General features: G+C 72.7%; 16 protein-coding genes. 6 read left to right on the plus strand and 10 right to left on the minus strand.

The genetic code is table 11. From position 1 onward, the window contains the following. Positions 1-131: 131 nt before the first annotated feature. Together purU and F4556_RS14845 are read right to left on the minus strand one after the other, a co-directional pair. The gene (gene purU / locus F4556_RS14840; protein WP_184915395.1) at positions 132-998 is read right to left on the minus strand and encodes a formyltetrahydrofolate deformylase; all 867 of its coding nucleotides are present in this window, start codon (positions 996-998) and stop codon (positions 132-134) included. 111 nt (positions 999-1,109) lie between these two features. After that, a complete protein-coding gene (locus tag F4556_RS14845) occupies positions 1,110-1,547 on the minus strand; it encodes an SCO4402 family protein (RefSeq protein ID WP_246511022.1) in 438 nt (145 codons plus the stop codon). 287 nt (positions 1,548-1,834) lie between these two features. On the opposite strand from F4556_RS14845, the gene F4556_RS14850 reads away from it, so the two are divergent. Further along, positions 1,835-3,097, plus strand: a complete 1,263-nt coding sequence (locus F4556_RS14850) for an ABC transporter substrate-binding protein (RefSeq protein WP_184915401.1) — start codon at positions 1,835-1,837, stop codon at positions 3,095-3,097. 67 nt (positions 3,098-3,164) lie between these two features. Here the strand turns inward: F4556_RS14850 and F4556_RS14855 are convergent, their stop codons facing one another. Then, positions 3,165-4,301 (minus strand): hypothetical protein, encoded by a 1,137-nt coding sequence (locus F4556_RS14855; protein ID WP_184915404.1) that lies wholly within the window; start codon positions 4,299-4,301, stop codon positions 3,165-3,167. Positions 4,302-4,457: 156 nt separating this feature from the next. Further along, entirely contained in the window at positions 4,458-5,834 is a 1,377-nt protein-coding gene (locus F4556_RS14860; protein WP_184915406.1) for an NsdA family TPR-like regulatory protein, read from the minus strand. A 354-nt stretch (positions 5,835-6,188) separates the two neighbouring features. Here F4556_RS14860 and F4556_RS14865 point away from each other — a divergent pair, with 354 nt between their 5' ends. Beyond that, positions 6,189-6,887: a bifunctional DNA primase/polymerase gene (locus F4556_RS14865; protein WP_184915409.1), complete on the plus strand. Its 699-nt coding sequence runs from the start codon at positions 6,189-6,191 to the stop codon at positions 6,885-6,887. A gap of 418 nt (positions 6,888-7,305) precedes the next feature. Here the strand turns inward: F4556_RS14865 and F4556_RS14870 are convergent, their stop codons facing one another. Next, positions 7,306-8,004 (minus strand): iron-dependent transcriptional repressor DtxR, encoded by a 699-nt coding sequence (locus F4556_RS14870; RefSeq protein ID WP_184915412.1) that lies wholly within the window; start codon positions 8,002-8,004, stop codon positions 7,306-7,308. Between the two features lie 219 nt (positions 8,005-8,223). Between F4556_RS14870 and F4556_RS14875 the strand changes: the two genes are divergently transcribed. From F4556_RS14875 to F4556_RS14885, 3 genes are all read left to right on the plus strand, one after another. Continuing rightward, positions 8,224-8,973 (plus strand): sugar isomerase domain-containing protein, encoded by a 750-nt coding sequence (locus tag F4556_RS14875; protein WP_184915415.1) that lies wholly within the window; start codon positions 8,224-8,226, stop codon positions 8,971-8,973. Between the two features lie 153 nt (positions 8,974-9,126). Further along, positions 9,127-10,116, plus strand: a complete 990-nt coding sequence (locus F4556_RS14880) for a DUF4231 domain-containing protein (RefSeq protein ID WP_184915417.1) — start codon at positions 9,127-9,129, stop codon at positions 10,114-10,116. 29 nt (positions 10,117-10,145) lie between these two features. Further along, positions 10,146-11,021 carry an alpha/beta hydrolase gene (locus F4556_RS14885; protein ID WP_313068311.1) on the plus strand — a complete coding sequence of 292 codons (876 nt, stop codon included), beginning with the start codon at positions 10,146-10,148 and terminating at the stop codon, positions 11,019-11,021. Here F4556_RS14885 and F4556_RS14890 read toward each other — a convergent pair. From F4556_RS14890 to F4556_RS14900, 3 genes are all read right to left on the minus strand, one after another. Continuing rightward, a complete protein-coding gene (locus F4556_RS14890) occupies positions 11,011-11,964 on the minus strand; it encodes a 2-hydroxyacid dehydrogenase (RefSeq protein ID WP_184915420.1) in 954 nt (317 codons plus the stop codon). The two genes, F4556_RS14885 and F4556_RS14890, sit on opposite strands and share 11 nt — an antisense overlap. Positions 11,965-11,992: 28 nt before the next feature. Further along, a complete protein-coding gene (locus F4556_RS14895) occupies positions 11,993-12,997 on the minus strand; it encodes an RICIN domain-containing protein (RefSeq protein ID WP_184915423.1) in 1,005 nt (334 codons plus the stop codon). 169 nt (positions 12,998-13,166) lie between these two features. Then, positions 13,167-14,921 (minus strand): glycoside hydrolase family 35 protein, encoded by a 1,755-nt coding sequence (locus F4556_RS14900; RefSeq protein ID WP_184915426.1) that lies wholly within the window; start codon positions 14,919-14,921, stop codon positions 13,167-13,169. An 83-nt stretch (positions 14,922-15,004) separates the two neighbouring features. Between F4556_RS14900 and F4556_RS14905 the strand changes: the two genes are divergently transcribed. Next, positions 15,005-15,919: a helix-turn-helix transcriptional regulator gene (locus F4556_RS14905; protein ID WP_376775700.1), complete on the plus strand. Its 915-nt coding sequence runs from the start codon at positions 15,005-15,007 to the stop codon at positions 15,917-15,919. 255 nt (positions 15,920-16,174) lie between these two features. Here the strand turns inward: F4556_RS14905 and serC are convergent, their stop codons facing one another. Next, a complete protein-coding gene (gene serC / locus F4556_RS14910) occupies positions 16,175-17,293 on the minus strand; it encodes a phosphoserine transaminase (RefSeq protein WP_184915432.1) in 1,119 nt (372 codons plus the stop codon). 136 nt (positions 17,294-17,429) lie between these two features. Then, positions 17,430-18,530: a citrate synthase 2 gene (locus F4556_RS14915; protein ID WP_184915435.1), complete on the minus strand. Its 1,101-nt coding sequence runs from the start codon at positions 18,528-18,530 to the stop codon at positions 17,430-17,432. Positions 18,531-18,735 lie beyond the last annotated feature (205 nt).

Consider the following 18,735-nt stretch of genomic DNA (forward strand, 5'->3'; position numbering starts at 1 on the left):
CTCGGGGAACTGCGACGCCGACCTCGGAAAGGTGATCGTGCGTAGCTGGTCAGGCACTTTCGCAGTGACCCGAACGCCAGATCTCCTCGCAGTTCCCCGAGCCCCTGGCGTGTGCCACCAGCCCGTGTGCCTCAGGCGAAGACGACCGTGCGGGTGCCGTTGAGGAGGACGCGGTGCTCGCTGTGCCACTTGACCGCGCGGGCCAGCGCCTGGCACTCGACGTCGCGGCCGACCGCGACCAGCTGGTCGGGCGTCACGTCGTGGGTGACCCGGGCCACTTCCTGTTCGATGATCGGGCCCTCGTCGAGGTCGGCGGTGACGTAGTGGGCGGTGGCACCGATCAGCTTCACGCCCCGGGCGTGCGCCTGGTGGTACGGCTTCGCGCCCTTGAAGCTCGGCAGGAAGGAGTGGTGGATGTTGATGATGCGTCCGGTCAGCGCCTTGCACAGGTCGTCCGAGAGCACCTGCATGTAGCGGGCCAGCACCACCAGGTCGACGTGCTCGGCCGCGACCAGGTCGAGCAGCTGCTGTTCGGCCTCGGCCTTGTTGTCGCAGCCGACCGGGAGGTGGTGGAACGGGATGCCGTAGGACTCGGTCAGTTCGCGGAAGTCGGTGTGGTTGGAGACCACGGCGGCGATCTCGACCGGCAGGGCGCCGATCCGGGTGCGGAACAGCAGGTCGTTCAGGCAGTGCCCGAACTTGCTGACCATCAGGATCACCCGCATCCGCTCCGCGCTCGGGGTGATCCGCCAGTCCATCCGGAACGAGGCGCCGATCGCGGCGAAGCTGGCCCGCAGCTTCTCGGTGCTGACGGGCTGTTCGGCCGAGAAGTGCACCCGCATGAAGAACAGCCCGCTGTCCCCGTCCCCGAACTGCTGGCTGTCGATGATGTTGCAGCCGGTCATGAAGAGGTAGCTGGAGACCGCGTGCACGATCCCCTGCTTGTCCGGGCAGGACAGCGTGAGGACGTACTGGGCGCTGGCCGTCGGCTGGTCCACGGGTGTCGTTCCGTTCTGCGGGCGCTGGTGGCGGATCGACCAGGGTGTCACATACCGGACGCCCACCGCCGGACCGCCCGCAGTACGGACGGCCCCGCAACGCGTACCGCCTCAGCCGACCCGGGTCAGCATCCGCAGCGTCTCGAGCGAGCGCGGCGGCCCTGCCGGGTCCTCGCCGTCGGCCAGGGTGAGCCGGATGTGGGCGGCGCGGGCCGCCTCGACCGCCTCGGGCCAGCCGGGGTGGCCCAGGTAGGCGGCGGCGGGGGCATCCGCGCCGATCTCGTGCAGGACCCGGAGCACCCGGAGCACCGCGGCGTCCACCAGGGCCGCCTCCTCCGCGTCCCGCAGGATCGTGCCGACGTACTTCTCGGCCGGCCAGCGGTCCAGCCAGGTGTCCTCGACCAGCCGGTAGACGGCGTCGGTGACGTCGCCGAAGCCGCCCTGGCCGGTCAGCCAGGTCTGCTGCTGGAACGCGGGGTCGGAGAGCATGTGCAGCGCCGAGCGGAGTCGGGCTCGCCAGCGCCACCAGGGCAGGTCGTTGAGCGGCATGCCGCCCATCGTGCTTGAGCGGTGCCCGCTACGAGAAGAGGTTCGGGCAGACCGATACGAAGAATCTGTACTCGCGGACATGGAGAGCGATGCTACGTGCCCCGACTTCACACGTTCTACTCGCGTCACCCCGACCTTCCCACCCGGAGTTCCGCCCCCGTTGGCCCGTCGTTCGCTTTTCGTCCCTCTCGGCGCACTCCGCCGGGTCAAGGCTGAACCTGGCCGACCAGGCCGTCAGTTGTTTGACCAAGGAGGGGCACACCATCATGAGGCGGAGCGGAACGCCCGTGCACGCACAGCCGAACGGCAGCGAGAGCCGGGCAGGCCGATGCCGCCGCACCGCCGGAGCGGTGGTCGCCGCACTGCTGCTGCCTCCCCTGCTCGCCGCCTGCGGCGGCCCGGCGGACGCGTCCCCGCCGGACGAGATCACCGTGATGACCTGGGCCCCGTCCGGCACCGGCTCCGCCGACCGGCCCGGGATGACCGCGCTGGCCGAGGCGGTCGGCCGCGAGCTGAACGCCGGCGGCGGCCTGGCCGGCCACCGGGTCAAGGTGCTCACCTGCAACGAGCACGACACCGCCGAAGGCGTCACGGAGTGCGCCCGGCAGGCGGTGACCGCGCACGCGCTCGCCGTGGTCGGCTCGTACAGCCAGTACGGCGAGACCTTCATGCCCGCCCTGGAGGCGGCCGGCATCCCGTACATCGGCGGCTACGGCCTCTCCACGCCCGAGTTCAGCAGCCCGTTCTCCTACCCCGTCTCCGGCGGCACCCCCGCGCTGATCGCGGGCAGCGGGCAGCAGCTGGTCGAGGCCGGCTGCAAGAGCGTCGCGGTGATCCGCCCGGACACCCGGGCCGGTGACACCCTGCTCGGCTTCCTGGCCGGGGCGCTGAAGCCCGCCGGGATCACGCTCAAGGACGTCAAGGCCCCGGAGCGCTCGAACAACTACACCGAGATCGCCAAGAAGGCGATCGGCGACGACAAGGCCGGCAACTGCGTCACCGCCGCGCTCGGTTCGGAGCCGACCGCCAACCTGCTGGACCCGTACCGGCGGCTGGAGCCCAAGCGGACCCAGCTCGCCTCGGTGATCGGCAGCTTCCAGCAGTCGGTGGTCGACTCCACCGGTGGCGACGGCGGCCCGCTCGGCGGCGCGCTGGCCACCGGCTGGTACCCGCCGGAGAGTTCCCGGGTCTGGGACGGGCTGCGCTCCACCGCGCGCCTGCACGGCGGCGGCAGTGCCCCGATCGACGTCTCGGACCCCGGGGTGCAGACCACCTGGGTCGCGTACGAGGTGTTCCGGCAGGTGGTGGAGCGGACCGGGAACGGCAAGGAGATCACCACCAGGGCGCTCCGCGGGGTGCTCGACGGCGGTGAGCCGGTCGAGACCGCCGGGGCCACTCCCCCGCTCACCTGGGGGCTCACCAACATGCTGCCCAGCGCGGACTCGCCGCGGCTGGTGAACACCTCGGTGACCTTCCAGCGGGTGCAGGGCGGCCGCCTGGTCGAGCAGCGGGCCGGCTTCGTCGACGTCCGCAAGATCCTGGCGGGCTGAGCCCCGCTGGGCCCGGGAACGGCGCGGCCCCGGCCCCCTCGATGGGGGAGCCGGGGCTGACTGCTGCTCAGAGGTCGGTGTCGGCCTTGGTCGGCTGGCCGGTCTGGGCCGCGATCGCGTTCCACAGGGTGCTGGCCTGCTTCTTGGCCGTGGTGGCCTCGCCGCTGGCCGTGTTGCCGAGCTTGTAGTGCGGGTTGTCCTTCTTGGTCGGGTCGCAGGCCGCGACCGAGTCGGCCGCCCAGAGCGCGTACTCCCGGTCGGCCCTGGCCGAGGCCTCCCAGGCCTTCTTGAGCTGCTCGGCCAGCTGGGGGCCGCCGGTCAGCTGGTCGGTCTTGAGCCCGGCCAGGCTGCTGATCAGCTGGTCGCGCTGGCCCGCCGCGTCGTTGAGGGCCTGCTGCGACTCGGGGAGCTTCTCGCACTTGCCCACCGAGGCGACCGCGCTCCCGACACTCTGCCGGGTCGCGTTCGCGGTGCCGAGCACGGTGGAGAGCGCCTGCGCCTGCGCCTTGGCCTCCGGGCTGACCGCACCGGCGCCGGTCCCGGCGGCGGCGCTCCCGGCCGCCGAGGTCTTGGCGACCGGGGCGGTGCCCTTGTCGGGCTTGTCGTCACCGCCGCTGAGCAGCACCGCGATCAGGATGCCGGCCGCCGCACAGCCCGCCACCACACCGCCGATGATCAGCCGGTTGTTCGCCCGCGGCGGCTCCGACGCGGGCATCGGGGCGTACGCCGGGGGCGCGGGCTGGTACTGCTGCTGGCCACCGTACGAGGGCTGCTGGCCGCCGAAGTTCTGACCGCCGTACGACTGGCCGCCGTACGACTGGTCACCGAACGACTGGCCGCCGAACGACTGCTGACCACCCATGGGCTGCTGCTGCGGCGGCCCGAAGCCGGGCTGCGCCGACGGCTGGCCGGGCTGCTGCTGACCACCCGTCGGATCGCCGGTCGGGTAGGGCGGCAGGAACTGGGTGGCCGGCGCGGGTTCGGCCGTCTGCTGCTGCGGTTGCTGTTGCTGCTGCGGCGGCACGCCGGGTGCCCCCGGGTACGTCTGGCCCCCGAGGTACTCCGGGCCTCCGCCCTGGAACTGCTCCGTCGGCACCCCCTGCTGGACCGGCGGCTGCCCGTTGGCGTCCGGCTCCGGTCTGAAGAGGTCGTCCAGGTTGAAGTCACCTGAGTTGGAGTGGGAGTACGAGCGGCGCTGGCTCAACGCGATTCCTCACCTGTGCACGGCCCACGACCGCACCGCGGGGGCCTTCCTCGGTTCTTCCGCGCGCTCGCTGCCTCTACCACGCAGGGGACGCCGACTATCACGCCCAACCTACCCCGTCGTTCCCAAAGGTGACTACGCGCCCTGGAAGTCCGTTTATGCGGCCTCCAACTCCATCCTGGCCTGGAACTCCCGGACCGCGCGGTGGCTCCGGTACGGCTCCAGCCGGCGGCGGAACTCGTCCAGGTACTCCACCCCCCGGTTCGAGCGCAGCCCGCTGAGCAGCCGGACCGCCTGGGTGCCGGTCTCGCAGGCCCGTTCCAGGTCGCGCTGCTGGAGTTGGGCGGTGGCCAGCAGCACCAAGTCCACGGCGCGGCGGCGGACCCGGGTCGGCGGGTGGAGTTCGAGGGCGGTGCGGGCGTACTTCTCGGACTGCACCGCCTGCTCGAGGTCGCGGTGGCAGTGCGCCAACTCGTCGGCCAGGTAGGCCTCGTCGAAGTGCACGATCCAGTCCGGGTCGTCCTCGGGGTTGCGCTGCTCCATCGCGGCCAGCGCCTTGGCGGCCACCGCCTCGCAGGAGCGGACGTCGCCGAGCAGGGCGTGGCCCCGGGCCTCGGCCGCGTAGAACATCGCCATCGCCGTCGGGGTGGCCACCGAGCGGGCGCCCTCCTGGGCGGCGCGGGCGAGTTGGGCGATCTCGCGCGGATTGCCCAGCGCGGCCGCCAGGTGGCTCATCGAGGCGGCCAGCACGTAGCCGCCGTAGCCCCGGTCGTCGGCGGCCTGGGCCAGCCGGAGGGCCTGGATGTAGTAGCGCTGGGCCAGGCCGGGCTGGCCGGTGTCCACCGCCATGTACCCGGCCAGCTCGGTCAGCCGGGCGACCGCGCCGAAGAGTTGACGGCCCGTCTCCTCCCGGTACGCGCCGCTGAGCAGGCCGGAGACCACGCTGTTCAGGTAGTGCACCACCACCGGGCGGACGTGACCGCTGCCGAACCGGTGGTCCAGGTCGACCAGCATCTGCGTGGTGGCCCGGATCGCCGCCACGTCGGCCAGCCCGACCCGGGGGCCGCCGGAGCGGGCCACCACCGGGTCCGGCGGGGTGATCAGCCAGTCCCGGCTGGGCTCGACCAGGGCGGAGGCCGCCACCGTGGCGCCGGAGAGGAACTCCCGGCGGCCGACGTCGCTGCGCCACAGCTCGCAGACCTGGTCCAGTGCGCCGCTGAGGGTGGCGGCGAACTGGAGGCCGACCCCGGAGCTGAGGTTCTTGCCGTCCGCCATGCCGATCTCGTCGACCGTGACACCGCGGCCGAGTTTGCGGCCGAGCGCCTCGGCGATCACCGCCGGGGCCTGGCCGCGCGGCTGTTGGCCGCGTAGCCAGCGGGCCACCGAGGTCTTGTCGTAGCGCAGGTCGAGGCCGTGCTCGGCGCCGCAGAGATTCACCCGGCGGGCGAGCCCTGCGTTGGAGCAGCTCGCCTCCTGGATCAGCTGCTGCAGACGCTCGTTGGGCTGCCGTGCGACGAGTGCTCTTGCGGCCATGGGCTTCGCCTCCCCACGCCCCCGGCCCTGACCGGCGGGCGACGATTTGCTGCTCGAACTGCCGACGTGCCGACCGGTTGGGACATCTGACTTCAGGTTAGCGATCAGCAACACCAGCGGGATACCCACGGTGACGGGCCCACCCCCCACGCGCCCTGCCAAATGCCCCTGTGCGCCCCCTGTTACGCCGTCAGGGCTCCTTCGTCTTCTACCCGCCCCCAACCCCCGGGAATCCGTCCGGCAGTTGGCCGCCGCCGTCCGGAGCCGTCACCGGTACGGGTGACAATCCCGCCCGGCCGGAACCGACCTGGCCACGGGCCGTAACCCCACTCACGGACGGTAGTTGAGCAGCACGTGGAAGACACCCCGGAAGCCCCCGAGACGGGCCTGCCCAAGCCGCTCAGCGCGGCCCTCAGCTACGTCGAGGACCGCCACTGGGAGGTCGCGGCCGGGACGTGGCTGCTCGACGACGACGGCCCGGCCCGCTGCTCGTGCGGCGACCTGCGCTGCGCGCTGCCCGGTGCGCACCCCACCCACGCGGAGTGGCGGAACAAGGCCAGCGCCGGTCCCGGCGTGGTCCGCCGCTGGTGGTCGGAGCACCCCGGGGCGTCGATCCTGCTGCCCACCGGCCGGTTCTTCGACGTGCTGGACGTGCCGGAGGTGGCGGGCTGCCTGGCGCTGGCCCGGATGGAGCGGCTGAACCTCCAGCTCGGCCCGGTGGTGGCGGCCCCCGCCTCGTCCGGTCAGTCCGGGCGCCGGCTGCTCTTCCTGGTGCTGCCCGGGGTGGTGGCCAAGCTGCCCGAGATGCTCCGCCGGCTCGGCTGGGGCCCGGGCCGGCTGGACCTGGTGGCCCGGGGCGAGGGCGACTGGATCGTCGCGCCGCCGTCCAGGGTCGGCCAGTTCGGCCCGACCCGGTGGGCCAGGCCGCCGTCCGAGCTGAACCGCTGGCTGCCGGACGCCGAGGACCTGATCAGCCCGCTGGCGTACGCCTGCGGCCGGGAGGCACCGCCGCTGCGGCCGCAGCCGAACCAGCCGGCCGCCGCCGTGCGCTGAACAGTTGACGGCGGCTCAGCCGCCTCCTCGAACTGCCGTCCTACGCCTATCGGGTGAGGGCGTGCACCGCGCGGGACCACGCGCGCGACTGACGGGCCTTGTCTCCCACCGGAGCCGGGGCCCGTCACACGTTTGCCCGGATAAGACACCGACGTACCCGGCCGGCCGGGGCGGAAGCCGCTCGTACGAGTGACAGCGCTCAAGGATTGCCAAGATCTGCCGAGGGGAGGAATTGCTCCGAGAGGGACCGCAGGAGGGGCGCTCGGACGGGGAAGCCGAGTGACGCGGATCGGGGGGGCTCTCGGGAGTCGGGGGGCTCTCGGGGGGACGGCGGGGGACCGGTGGGGAACGGTGGGGGAACGGCTGAGCCCGGTGCCAGGGGAGGCACCGGGCTCGACCGCACCACTCGCTCGCCGGACTACTGCACCTCGGCGACGAACAGGTGCGCGGCGATGTCCTTGGGCAGCTCGGCCGCGCTGTCGCCCGAGCCGACCAGCACGCCGCCGTCGGCACCGGCGCCGACCCGGACGGTGTGGCCGGGGCGGATGCCCGCCCGGCGCAGCGTCAGCATCAGGCCCTCGTCGGTCTGGATCGGCTCACCGATCCGGCGGACCACCACGTTGACCCCGCTCTCGCCCGGCTTGACCGAGTCCAGGGTGGCCAGCGCGGCATCGAAGCCCTCGCCCTCGGCCCGGGTGTCACCGAGCTCCTCCAGGCCGGGGATCGGGTTGCCGTACGGGGACTGGGTGGGGTGGCCGAGCATGGCGAGCACCTTGCGCTCGACCGTCTCGCTCATCACGTGCTCCCAGCGACAGGCCTCCTCGTGCACCTGCTCCCACTCGAGGCCGATCACGTCCACCAGCAGGCACTCCGCGATCCGGTGCTTGCGCATCACCCGGACGGCGAGCCGTCGGCCCTCCTCGGTCAGCTCCAGGTGCCGGTCACCGGCCACCTGGAGCAGCCCGTCCCGCTCCATCCGGCCGACCGTCTGGCTGACCGTCGGGCCGCTCTGCTCGAGCCGCTCCGCGATCCGGGCACGCATCGGAACGATGCCCTCCTCCTCCAGCTCCAGGATGGTGCGGAGGTACATCTCTGTGGTGTCGATCAGCCCAGACATCGCCGCTGGCTCCGTTCCTCGGTATCCTCACCGCCAATTCTGACGTACGCCGCAAGCAACCGTGGGCGCGCGACCCCTTGTTCCCCGGGCTTTCCGTCAGCTCGGGAGCTTTTTCGTCACTGTTGACAGCGGCCCCCCCGAGGCCGCACGGTGCTGGCCGTAGCTTTCTCCCACAGCTGCGGTCTGGACCACCGGGCCGCCCCAGGGTACGGAGATCTGATGAACGACCTGGTCGGGCAGTACTTCGACGCCGCGGTGGAACACCTGCACCGGATCAGGACCGAAGAGGCCGGCTCGATCGACCGGGCGGCCGAGCTGCTGGCCGAGGCGGTCGCGGATGGCCGCCGAATCTTCACCTTCGGGGCCGGGCACTCCTCGCTGGCGGCCCAGGACGTGGTCTACCGGGCCGGCGGCCTGGTGGTGATCAACCTGTTGAACGTGCCCGGCATGACCGGGGTGAACGTGATGCCCGCGCCGCTCGGCAGCGCGCTGGAGCGGGTCTCCGGGCTGGCCACCACCACCCTGGACCTCACCCCGGCCCGGGCGGGCGACCTGCTCTTCGTGATCTCGCTCTCCGGCCGCCAGACCATGCCGGTCGAGCTGGCCCAGCACGCCAGGGCCCGCGGCCTGACCGTGATCGGCGTCACCTCGCTGGCGTACCCGGGCGAGGTGAGCTCCCAGCACTCCTCGGGGACGTACCTCAAGGACCACTGCGACGTGGTCCTGGACAGCAAGATCGCGGTCGGCGACGGCGAGCTGAGCCACCCCGCCGCCGGGACCACCTTCGGTTCGGTCTCCACCATCGTCACCAGCGCGCTGATGCAGGCCGTGGTGGCCTCGGCGGTCGGCCGGCTGGCCGACCGGGGCATCACTCCCCCGCTGTTCCGCTCCGGGAACGTGGACGGCGGCACCGAGTGGAACGTCAAGGTGATGGCGGACAACGCCGAACGGATCTACTACACCTTCTGACCCTCCGGCGCCCCGCCCGGCGGCCGATCGATCGTCAGTTCCCCTGTGATCATGGCCAGTTGACACGCATACTGGCCGCACACCGAGCGTACCGCCGCTCCGCCGGGGGCAGTAGGTACCTGCTGACGCGGACGGCGAGGGGCGGGGGTCCAGATGGTGGCGGCTGGTGCCGGGCGTTCGATGGGGTGGGTCCGCGAGGACGAGCTGCTGCCCGAGCTGTTCTGGACGGCGGACTCCTCCTCGCTCCAGGGCCAGCGGCGCGCGGTCGCGCTGTCCCGCTGGGAGCTGCTGCTGCTGGTGATGGCGGCCTTCGCCGGTTCGGCCGACGGCAGCCTGTGGGCCTGGGCGGCGGCCCTCGCCTACCTGCTCACGGTCGGCCTGGCCGCCGTGACCGGCCGGCAGAACCCGCAGGGCCTCTGGTACGAGGGCCGGGCCGCCGCCGAGTCGGTCAAGACGCTGTCCTGGAAGTACGCGGTCCGGGCCGACGCCTACCAGCCGCCGCCGAAGACCCTGCCGGACGCCGAGCGGCTCTACGACGTCCAACTCGGCGGCGTGATCAACCAGTTCGGCACCAGCCGGGCGATCCCCCAGCTCGGCCGGGTGCAGGCCGAGCTGCAGTCCTGGCGCGGTCCGCTGGCCGGGCGGCCGCCGAGCCACCCCCAGATCACCGACACCATGCGGCAGTTGCGCGACCAGCCGCTGACCGTCCGGCGCGAGGTGTACCTGCGCGAACGGGTCAGGACCCAGCGGGAGTGGTACCGGAACAAGGCCAGGTACTGCACCAACGCGACCCGGTGGGCCGACCTGCTCGGCGTGGTGCTGCCGCTCACCGGGCTGGTGCTGGCGATCCTGCGGGCCCTCGGCGAGTTCACCTTCGACGCCCTCGGCGCGGTCTCCGCGGTGGCCGCCTCGGTGTCCGCCTGGGCGCAGCTGCGCCAGTACCGGCCGCAGGCCGCCGCGTACTCCATCGCCGCCTCCGAACTCGCGGTGATCGAGACCCAGTTGACCCAGCTCGCGGTGGACGCCCCGGACGCCGAGGAGAACTGGGCCCGGCTGGCCCGGGACTCCGAGGACGCCATCTCCCGCGAGCACACCACGTGGCAGGCCCGACGCGAGGTGCGCACCACCGACGCACCGCTCTAGGGCCTTTCCACTTATCCGGAGGTAGCCACGTGGTGTTGCAACTGGTCGAGGTGGGGGACTCCCGCTCGCTCGCGGTCGAGACCTTCGGCGATCCGCACGGGCGGCCGGTGTTCGTGCTGCACGGCACCCCCGGCAGCCGGGTCGGCCCGTACCCCAGGACCTCGGTGCTCTACCGGCTCGGGGTCCACCTGATCGCCTTCGACCGGCCCGGCTACGGGGACTCCACCCGGCTGCCCGGCCGTCGGGTGGCCTCGGCGGCGGCCGACGTGGAGGCGATCTCGGACGCCCTGGGGTTGGACGAGATCGCCATCCTCGGCCGCTCCGGCGGCGGGCCGCACGCGCTGGCCTGCGCCGCCCTGCTGCCGGACCGGGTCAGCCGGGTGGCCGCGCTGGTCAGCCTGGCGCCGCGGAACGCCGAGGGACTGGACTGGTACGCCGGGATGACCCCGTCCAACGTGCACGCCTATCAGGAGGCGGAGCGCGGGCAGCACCACTTCGCCGCCTCGTTCCAGGCCAGGTCGCGGCGGATCAAGGCCGACCCGGCCAGTGTGATCCGCGGCCTGGTGCCCGAACTGCCGCCCACCGACCGGGCGCTGGTGACCGACTCGGGCATCCGGCAGCGGCTGATCTCGACCTACCGGCAGGCGTTCCAGAACAGCGCCGACGGCTGGATCGACGACGTGCTGGCCTTCACCACCGACTGGGGCTTCAAGGTCGAGGACATCGCCGTCCCGACCCGGTTCTGGCACGGCGCGGACGACCAGTTCTCCCCGGTCGGCCACTCCCGCTGGCTGGCCGACCACATCCCCGGCGCCGAGCTCTACCTGGAGCCCGGCGCCGCGCACTTCGGCGCCCTGCAGGTGATGGCCGAGGCGATGCGCTGGGCCGGCGCGGCTACGGACTGACCAGCGTGGGCGGCTGACCACCCGTCAGCACCGCGAGCAGGTTGTCCACCGCGAGATCGCCCATCGCCTGCCGGGTCTTCACGGTGGCGCTGCCCAGGTGCGGGGCGAGCACCGCGTTCGGCTGGGCCAGCAGGGCGGCCGGGACGGCGGGTTCGCGCTCGAAGTTGTCCACGGCGGCCGCCGAGAGGTGCCCGGAGGCGAGAGATTCGGCCAGATCCGCTTCGTTCACCACGCCGGCCACCACGCTCACCACCACGGCCCCGGCCGGGAGTTGGGCGAGCCGCTGCCGGTCCACCAGATGGCGGGTGGCGGCGCTGAGCGGGCAGGTCACCACCAACACCTGGGACCGGGCGAAGAGTTCGTCCAGCGGCAGCCACTCGGCGCCGGCCTCGTCCGCCGCCGGGAGGCGGCTGCGGTTGTGGTAGGCCACCGGCATCTCGAAGCCGACGGCCCGGCGGGCCACCGCCTGGCCGATCCGGCCCATACCGAGGATGCCCAACCGGGTGCCGGTCAGCTCCATGCCGAGCAGGAAGGTCGGTGCCCAGGCCCAGGGTTCGCCGGACCGGAGCAGCCGCTCGCCCTCCCCCAGCCGGCGGGTGGCGGCGAGCAGCAGGGCCCAGGTGAAGTCGGCGGTGGCGGCGGTCAGCACGCCCGGGGTGTTGCTGACCAGCACGCCCCGGGCCGCGCAGGCGGCGTGGTCGATGTTGTGGGTGCCGACCGCGTGGTTGGCCACGATCCGCAGCCCGGGCCCGGCCGCGTCCAGGAACTCGGCGTCCACCACGTCGTCCAGCGTGGTGATCACCCCGGCCTTGCCGCGCACCGCCGCGAGCAGCGCGGCCCGCGTCATCGGCCGCTCCTCGTCGTGCGAGGTCACCTCGACGTACGGGGCCAGCCGTTCCACCACACCGGGCGCCAGGCGCCGGGTCACCAGTACCGATTCCATGCCCCGACCCTACTCAGACCCTCCGGTCTCAGCCCAAGGTGTCCTCCACCTTCAGGTGCCCGTCCTGGGTGACGAACCGCTGGTTGGGGTGGTCCACGCACTCCCAGATCCGGGCGTTGTCACCGTCGTTGCGGGTGCCGCCGATGTCCAGGCACATCGAGGTGATGGTGCCCGCGGTGTCGGCGAGCTGGACCCGGCCGCGGTCGATCACCCAGGTCTGGTCGAGGCGGTCGGGCCCGCCGGTCACGCACGGCCGGACGGCGACGTTGTCACCGTTCTCCCGGGTGCCGGTCGCGGCCACGCACATCTCGGTGGGCCGGCCGACGGTGTCGGCCGACTTGATCCGGCCGTTCTCGACCACGAACCGCTGCTCGGCCCGGTCGGCGCAGCGCCGGATCGTCACGTTGTCGCCGTCGGCGCGGCCGGCCGCGTCCAGGCACATCGCGTTCGCCCCCGGGCGCGGGGCGGCGGCGGGGGTGGCGACGTTGAGGGTGCCGTCACCGATGCTGTAGTCGGTGCTGCTGCCCGGGTTCCGGTAGTCGAGGGTGCCGCGCCCCGGAGTCAGCGTGGTACCGGCCGGTGCGTCGGCGGCCACCGTGAGCTGCGGCCAGAACCGGAAGTAACTCCCGGCCGGCCAGCCGCTGTTGCCGCCGTTCACGCCGTAGCCCTCGCAGGCCAGCGTGCGGCCGCCGGAGCCGAGCATGCAGTTGCGCAGGCCCAGGTTGTTGTACAGCCAGCCGCTGCCGTCGGGGCTGTACTGGCTGGGGACGGTGGTCTGCGCGGTGAACGTGGAGCTGCCGGGGGCGGTGAACACCACCCGGGTCCCGGCGGCGGGCAGCAGGCCCGGTCCACCGGTGTTCCGGTACGTCCACGGCACCAGGGCGGTGGCGCCCGGGGCGACGGTCACGGTGGTGGGCACGTCTTGGCCGATGAAGGTCACGGCGGCGGCGGGCGAGGCGGTGGCACAGGTCAGTGCGACCGAGGCCAACAGGGTGCCCACGAGGCGGGCGGGCCGGGCGGTCAGGGGACTCACGTGGGCTTCTCCCTAGTCTCAGCAAGGATCGCGCTCACGCTATGAGGCCACCGGACCCACCCGGGCCGCGCCATGCTCGGGCCGCGTTCGGATTCACCCGCCAGGGGGACGAACCGTCAGATGGCTTGGTACTGAAGGGCCATCCGTAAACGAACGCATCAACGGCCCGTCAGCCCAGCTCGGGCGCCTCCCGCAGCTCCACCGACACCGGACGCGCGTCGCCGAGCTCGAGCACCACCAGCTCGTTCACCCCGGCCCGGAGCAGCGGCTGCGGGCAGAACAGGGTGACCTGCGGACCCCGCTCGTCGTAGCTGCCGAGCAGGAAGCCGTTCACCCAGATCCGGCCGCGCCGGCCGCCGGGCACCGCCAGGAAGGTGTCACCGGTCTCCGACAGGGTGAACTCGCCCCGGAGCACCGGGCCTTCGGTCCCGAGGTCGAGCGGCGGCAGCTCCGCCCCCAGGTCGAGGACGGCCGTCCGGCAGCCGTGCAGGTACTGCCGCTCGTGCCTGACCCCGCCCGTGATGCCCTTCCGGTCGGTGCCGGGGCCGTAGTTGACCCGGCCGAGCGAGTCCACCAGCAGCTCCAGGGTCACCCCGCCGGGCACCGTAAGGGGCTCGCCGGCCACCCCCCGGGCCAGGTCGGCCACCCGCTTGCCGTCCACCAGCAGCACCGCCCGGTCGTGCAACCCCTCGACCGTCAGCGGCAGTTCGGGCCGGTCCCGCGGGACCTCGAAGACATACCTGACCACCCCGTGCTCGATCCCCAGCTCCTCGAAGGCGGGCGGCACCGGGTGCGTCGTCTCCGGCCCGAACGGGATCGGCGCCGAGCCGGTCAGCGCCACCGACCGCGCGGCCAGCACCGGCGGCAGCTCCGGCAAGGCGGGCGTCCGGTCGTCCAGGTAGCGGGCCTGCTCGGGGTGCTCGGCGGCGAACTCGGCCAGCACCGCCCGGAACAGCTCGTACTTCAAGGTCACCGCGCCGCGCTCGTCCAGCGGGGCGTCGTAGTCGTACGAGGTGGTCACCGGCTGGTACGGGGACTCGGTCCAGTCGGTCGAGTTGAACGGCGGGTCGGCGTGGTTGGCCCCCGCGCCGGTGCCGAAGTTGCTGCCGCCGTGCGCCATGTACAGGTTGACCGAGCCGCCCGCGGCCAGCATCCGGCGCAGCGTGTCGGCGGCGTCAGCCGCGTCCCGGGCGTGGTGCGGCTTGCCCCAGTGGTCGAACCAGCCGTTCCAGTACTCCATGCAGAACGGCGCGTCGTCCGGCCGGTGTCGCCGCAGCGTCTCGAACGCGGCCTCCGGCTCCGACCCGAAGTTCACCGTGGCCAGCACCCCGGGCAGGGTGCCGCCGGTCAGCATGTGGTCCTCCGGGCCGTCCGAGGTGAACAGCGGGACGTCCACGCCCCGGCGGAGCAGCCCGTCCGCCAGGTGCCGCAGGTACACCCGGTCGCTGCCGTAGGAGCCGTACTCGTTCTCCACCTGGACCATCAGCACGTTCCCGCCCCGGGTGGTCTGACGCTCCACCACCGAGGGCAGCAGCCGGTCGAAGAAGCCGTCCACGGCGGCCAGGTACTCCGGGTCCGAGGTCCGGGCCCGGCGGCCCACCCGCGCGGTCAGCCAGCCCGGCAGCCCGCCGTTGTCCCACTCGGCGCAGATGTACGGGCCCGGGCGGACGATCGCCCACAGGCCCTGCCGGGCGGCCTCGTCCAGGAACGCGGGCAGCTCGTCCAGCCGCCGGAACTCACCGGGCCGGGGTTCGTGCAGATTCCACGGGACGTACGTCTCGACGGTGTTCAGGCCCATCGCGCGCAGCGCGGCCAGCCGGGCGGGCCACTGCTCGGGGCGGGTACGGAAGTAGTGCATGGCCCCGGAGAGGATGCGCAGCGGGCCGCCGTCGAACCGGAAGCCGGTGGAGTCGTAGGTGAGCATGCCCCCAGCCTGCGGGAACCGGCAGGCCCAGGCCATGGACAAAGCCCCGGCGGGTGTTGGATTGTCGGGCGGGAAGGAGGTCGGTGATGGAGCGGTGGTGGCACTACCTGACGCCCGGTCCGGCGCAGCTGGCCACCGGTCTTGCCTGCCTCGGCGTCGGGATGCAGCGCGGCCGGCTGCCCACCGTCGGACCGCGCACGCTGGACCACTGGGTCGCCGTGGTGGTCACCGCGGGGCACGGCTGGTTCACCGGCGCGAACGGAGTGCGCCGGCCCGTGAGCGCCCCCGCCGTGCTCTGGCTGCGCCCCGGCGAGCCGCACCACTACGCGCCGGACGACAACGGCTGGGCGGAGTCCTTCGTCGACTTCACCGGCCCCGGCACCGCCGGGTACGCCGAGCTCGGCCTGCTGCCCGCCGTGGACGTCACCCCGCTCACCACCGCCGACTCCGCCCAGCGGGTGGTGGCCCGGATCGCCGGTGCCTGCCGCCGGGGCGGCCCGCTGGTCGACCTGGAGTCCTCGGCCGGGGTGCACGAGCTGCTGGTCGAACTGCGCCGCCACCGGGCCGACCTCGACCTCGCCGGCGAGCCGGTGCTCGAAGTACTCCGCCGGGACGCCTGCCTCCCGCTCTCGATCGCCCAGCACGCCCGCCGGGCCGGCCTGACGGTGGCCGAACTCCGCCGGGCCGTCCGCTCGGTCGGAGCGGTCGGCCCCAAGGAGTACCTGCTGACCGTCCGGCTGAACGAGGCCAAGGCCCTGCTGGCCGCCAGCGAACTCCCGGTCGCCGCGGTGGCCCGCCGGGTCGGCTACGACGACCCCGCCTACTTCACCCGGATCTTCACCCGCCGGGTCGGCCTGGCCCCGTCCGCCTTCCGCGCCCAGCAGTACCGCGGCGACGGCCAACTCCGCGCCGTCCCCCGCGAGGAACTCGCCGAAGAACTCACCGGCCTCTACGGCCCCGAACGGGCCACCACCGAAGCCGGCCGGGCCACCGGGTAACCTCGTTGACCGTGGACCCCAAGACCCGAATGCGAATCGTGAGCGGCGCACTGGCGCTGCTGCTGGCCGTAGTCATCGTCAGCGCCCTGCTGCGCCGCTAGGCACGCGCCCAGGTGGCACACGCAGGGGCTCGGGGAACTGCGACGCCGACCTCGAAAAAGGTCACACCCGCGTGCATGGCCAGGCACTTTCGCCTTTTGCCCCGCACGCCAGATCTCGTCGCAGTTCCCCGAGCCCCTGGCCCGTGCTACCCGATCAGAGCTGCTCGACCACGTAGTCGATGCAAGCGGTGAGCGCCTCGACGTCCGCCGGCTCGATGGCCGGGAACATCGCGACCCGGAGCTGGTTGCGGCCGAGCTTGCGGTACGGCTCGGTGTCCACGATCCCGTTGGCCCGCAGCGCCTTGGCGATCTCGGCGGCGTCGATCGAGTCGTCGAAGTCGATCGTGCCGACCACCTGCGAGCGCTCCTCGGCCTTGGCCACGAACGGCCGGGCGTAGGAGGACTTCTCGGCCCAGCCGTACAGCCGCGCCGAGGAGTCGGCGGTCCGCGCGACGGCCCAGTCCAGGCCGCCCTGGCCGTTCAGCCACTCCAGCTGCTCGGCCAGCAGGAAGAGCGTCGCGATCGACGGGGTGTTGTAGGTCTGGTCCTTCGAGGAGTTGTCGATCGCGGTCGGCAGGTCGAAGAACGGCGGGATGTACCGGCCCGACGCGGCGATCGACGCGGCACGCTCCAGCGCGGCGGGCGAGAAGGTCGCCAGCCAGAGGCCACCCTCCGACGCGAAGGACTTCTGCGGCGCGAAGTAGTAGACGTCCGTCTCGGTGATGTCGACCGGCAGGCCGCCGGCGCCCGAGGTGGCGTCGACCAGCACCAGCGAGCCCTCGTCGCCGCCCGCCGGACGGCGGATCGGCATCGCGACACCGGTGGAGGTCTCGTTGTGGGTGAGGGCGTAGACGTCCACGCCCGCCTCGGCGACCGGGAGCGGGTGGGTGCCCGGCTCCGACTTGATCACCGAGGGCTCGCCCAGCCACGGCGCGGCCTTGACCGACGACGCGAACTTGGACGAGAACTCACCGAAGTTGAGGTGCTGGGACTTCTCGCGCACCAGCCCGAAGGCGGCGATGTCCCAGAACGCGGTGGAGCCACCGTTGCCGAGCACCACTTCGTAGCCCTCGGGCAGCGAGAACAGGTCGGCGACGCCCTCGCGGACGCGCTTGACCACGTTCTTGACCGGGGCCTGCCGGTGCGAAGTACCCAGCAGCGAGGTGCCGGTGGCGGCGAGGGCACTCAGTGCCTCGGGGCGCACCTTGGACGGACCGCAGCCGAAACGGCCGTCTGCGGGCTTGATGTCAGCGGGGATCTGGATCTTAGCCACGGCGGCAGCCTACTGCCCGGGGTGCCGAACTCGCAGCGCCCGTCCGCACGCTGAGATGTGATCTTCCCCGCTCAGAGCAGGTGTCGAGCGGGTCCGGGGCGACTGCCCCGGACCCGCTCGAAAGAGTGACGCGACGTCAGTGCGCGATCGACTCGAAGCCCTCGATGTCCTGCGGGCGGCGCGCGGCCGGACCGATGTAGCGCGCGGCCGGCCGGACCAGCCGGCCGGTGCGCTTCTGCTCCAGGATGTGGGCGGACCAGCCGGCCGTCCGGGCGCAGGTGAACATCGAGGTGAACATGTGCGCCGGGACCTCGGCGAAGTCCAGCATGATCGCGGCCCAGAACTCCACGTTGGTGGCCAGCACCCGGTCGGGGCGGCGGTTGTGCAGCTCCTCCAGCGCGGCCTTCTCCAGCGCCTCGGCGATCTCGAAGCGCGGGGCGCCGAGCTCCTTGGCGGTGCGGCGCAGCACGCGGGCGCGCGGGTCCTCGGCGCGGTAGACGCGGTGGCCGAAGCCCATCAGCCGCTCGCCGTTGTCGAGCGCCTTGCGGACGTACGCGGCGGCGTCGCCGGTCCGCTCGATCTCCTCGATCATGCCGAGCACCCGGGACGGGGCGCCGCCGTGCAGCGGGCCCGACATCGCGCCGACCGCGCCGGAGAGCGCGGCCGCCACGTCGGCGCCGGTGGAGGCGATGACGCGGGCGGTGAAGGTGGAGGCGTTCATGCCGTGCTCGGCGGCGGAGGTCCAGTACGCGTCGATCGCCTTGACGTGCTTCGGGTCCGGCTCGCCGCGCCAGCGGATCATGAACCGCTCGACCACGGTCTCGGCCTTGTCGATCTCGCTCTGCGGGACCATCGGGCGGCCCTGGCCACGGGCGGACTGCGCCACGTACGAGAGCGCCATCACCGCGGCCCTGGCGAGGTTGTCGCGGGCCTCCTCGGCGGAGATGTCGAGCAGCGGCTTGAGGCCCCAGACCGGGGCAAGCATGGCGAGCGCGGACTGCACGTCGACCCGGATGTCACCGGAGTGCACCGGGATCGGGAACGGCTCGGCGGCGGGCAGGCCCGGGTTGAACTTGCCGTCCACGAGCAGGCCCCAGACGTGCCCGAACGAGACGTGCCCGACCAGGTCGTCGATGTCCACGCCGCGGTAGCGGAGCGCGCCGCCCTCCCGGTCGGGTTCGGCGATCTCGCTCTCGAACGCGACGACTCCCTCGAGCCCGGGTACGAAGTCGGACATGACGGCTCCTTCAGTGTTCCGATTCCGGCGGGCCGCCGCTGGTGGGGCGGGCGACGCCGGTGACCGATGGTGTGTTGGCACTCGGTGTCAGACTGACAGGCACGGAGTGCATTGCGCCAGACACCACCACGGTGATGTTTCCCGGCGGCCGCCCCGGCCGGTCAGTCACGGGTCCGGCGGCATTGGCGGACCGTAGCGGGATGTT

Source organism: Kitasatospora gansuensis (assembly GCF_014203705.1).
Taxonomy (GTDB): Bacteria; Actinomycetota; Actinomycetes; order Streptomycetales; family Streptomycetaceae; genus Kitasatospora; species Kitasatospora gansuensis.

Coding starts and splice junctions, on each gene's coding strand:
- F4556_RS14845 (WP_246511022.1), bottom strand. CDS start 1,547: ATGCCGCTCAACGACCTGCCCTGGTGGCGCTGGCGAGCCCGACTCCGC.
- F4556_RS14860 (WP_184915406.1), bottom strand. CDS start 5,834: ATGGCCGCAAGAGCACTCGTCGCACGGCAGCCCAACGAGCGTCTGCAG.
- F4556_RS14870 (WP_184915412.1), bottom strand. CDS start 8,004: ATGTCTGGGCTGATCGACACCACAGAGATGTACCTCCGCACCATCCTG.
- F4556_RS14875 (WP_184915415.1), top strand. CDS start 8,224: ATGAACGACCTGGTCGGGCAGTACTTCGACGCCGCGGTGGAACACCTG.
- F4556_RS14880 (WP_184915417.1), top strand. CDS start 9,127: ATGGTGGCGGCTGGTGCCGGGCGTTCGATGGGGTGGGTCCGCGAGGAC.
- F4556_RS14890 (WP_184915420.1), bottom strand. CDS start 11,964: ATGGAATCGGTACTGGTGACCCGGCGCCTGGCGCCCGGTGTGGTGGAA.
- F4556_RS14900 (WP_184915426.1), bottom strand. CDS start 14,921: ATGCTCACCTACGACTCCACCGGCTTCCGGTTCGACGGCGGCCCGCTG.
- F4556_RS14915 (WP_184915435.1), bottom strand. CDS start 18,530: ATGTCCGACTTCGTACCCGGGCTCGAGGGAGTCGTCGCGTTCGAGAGC.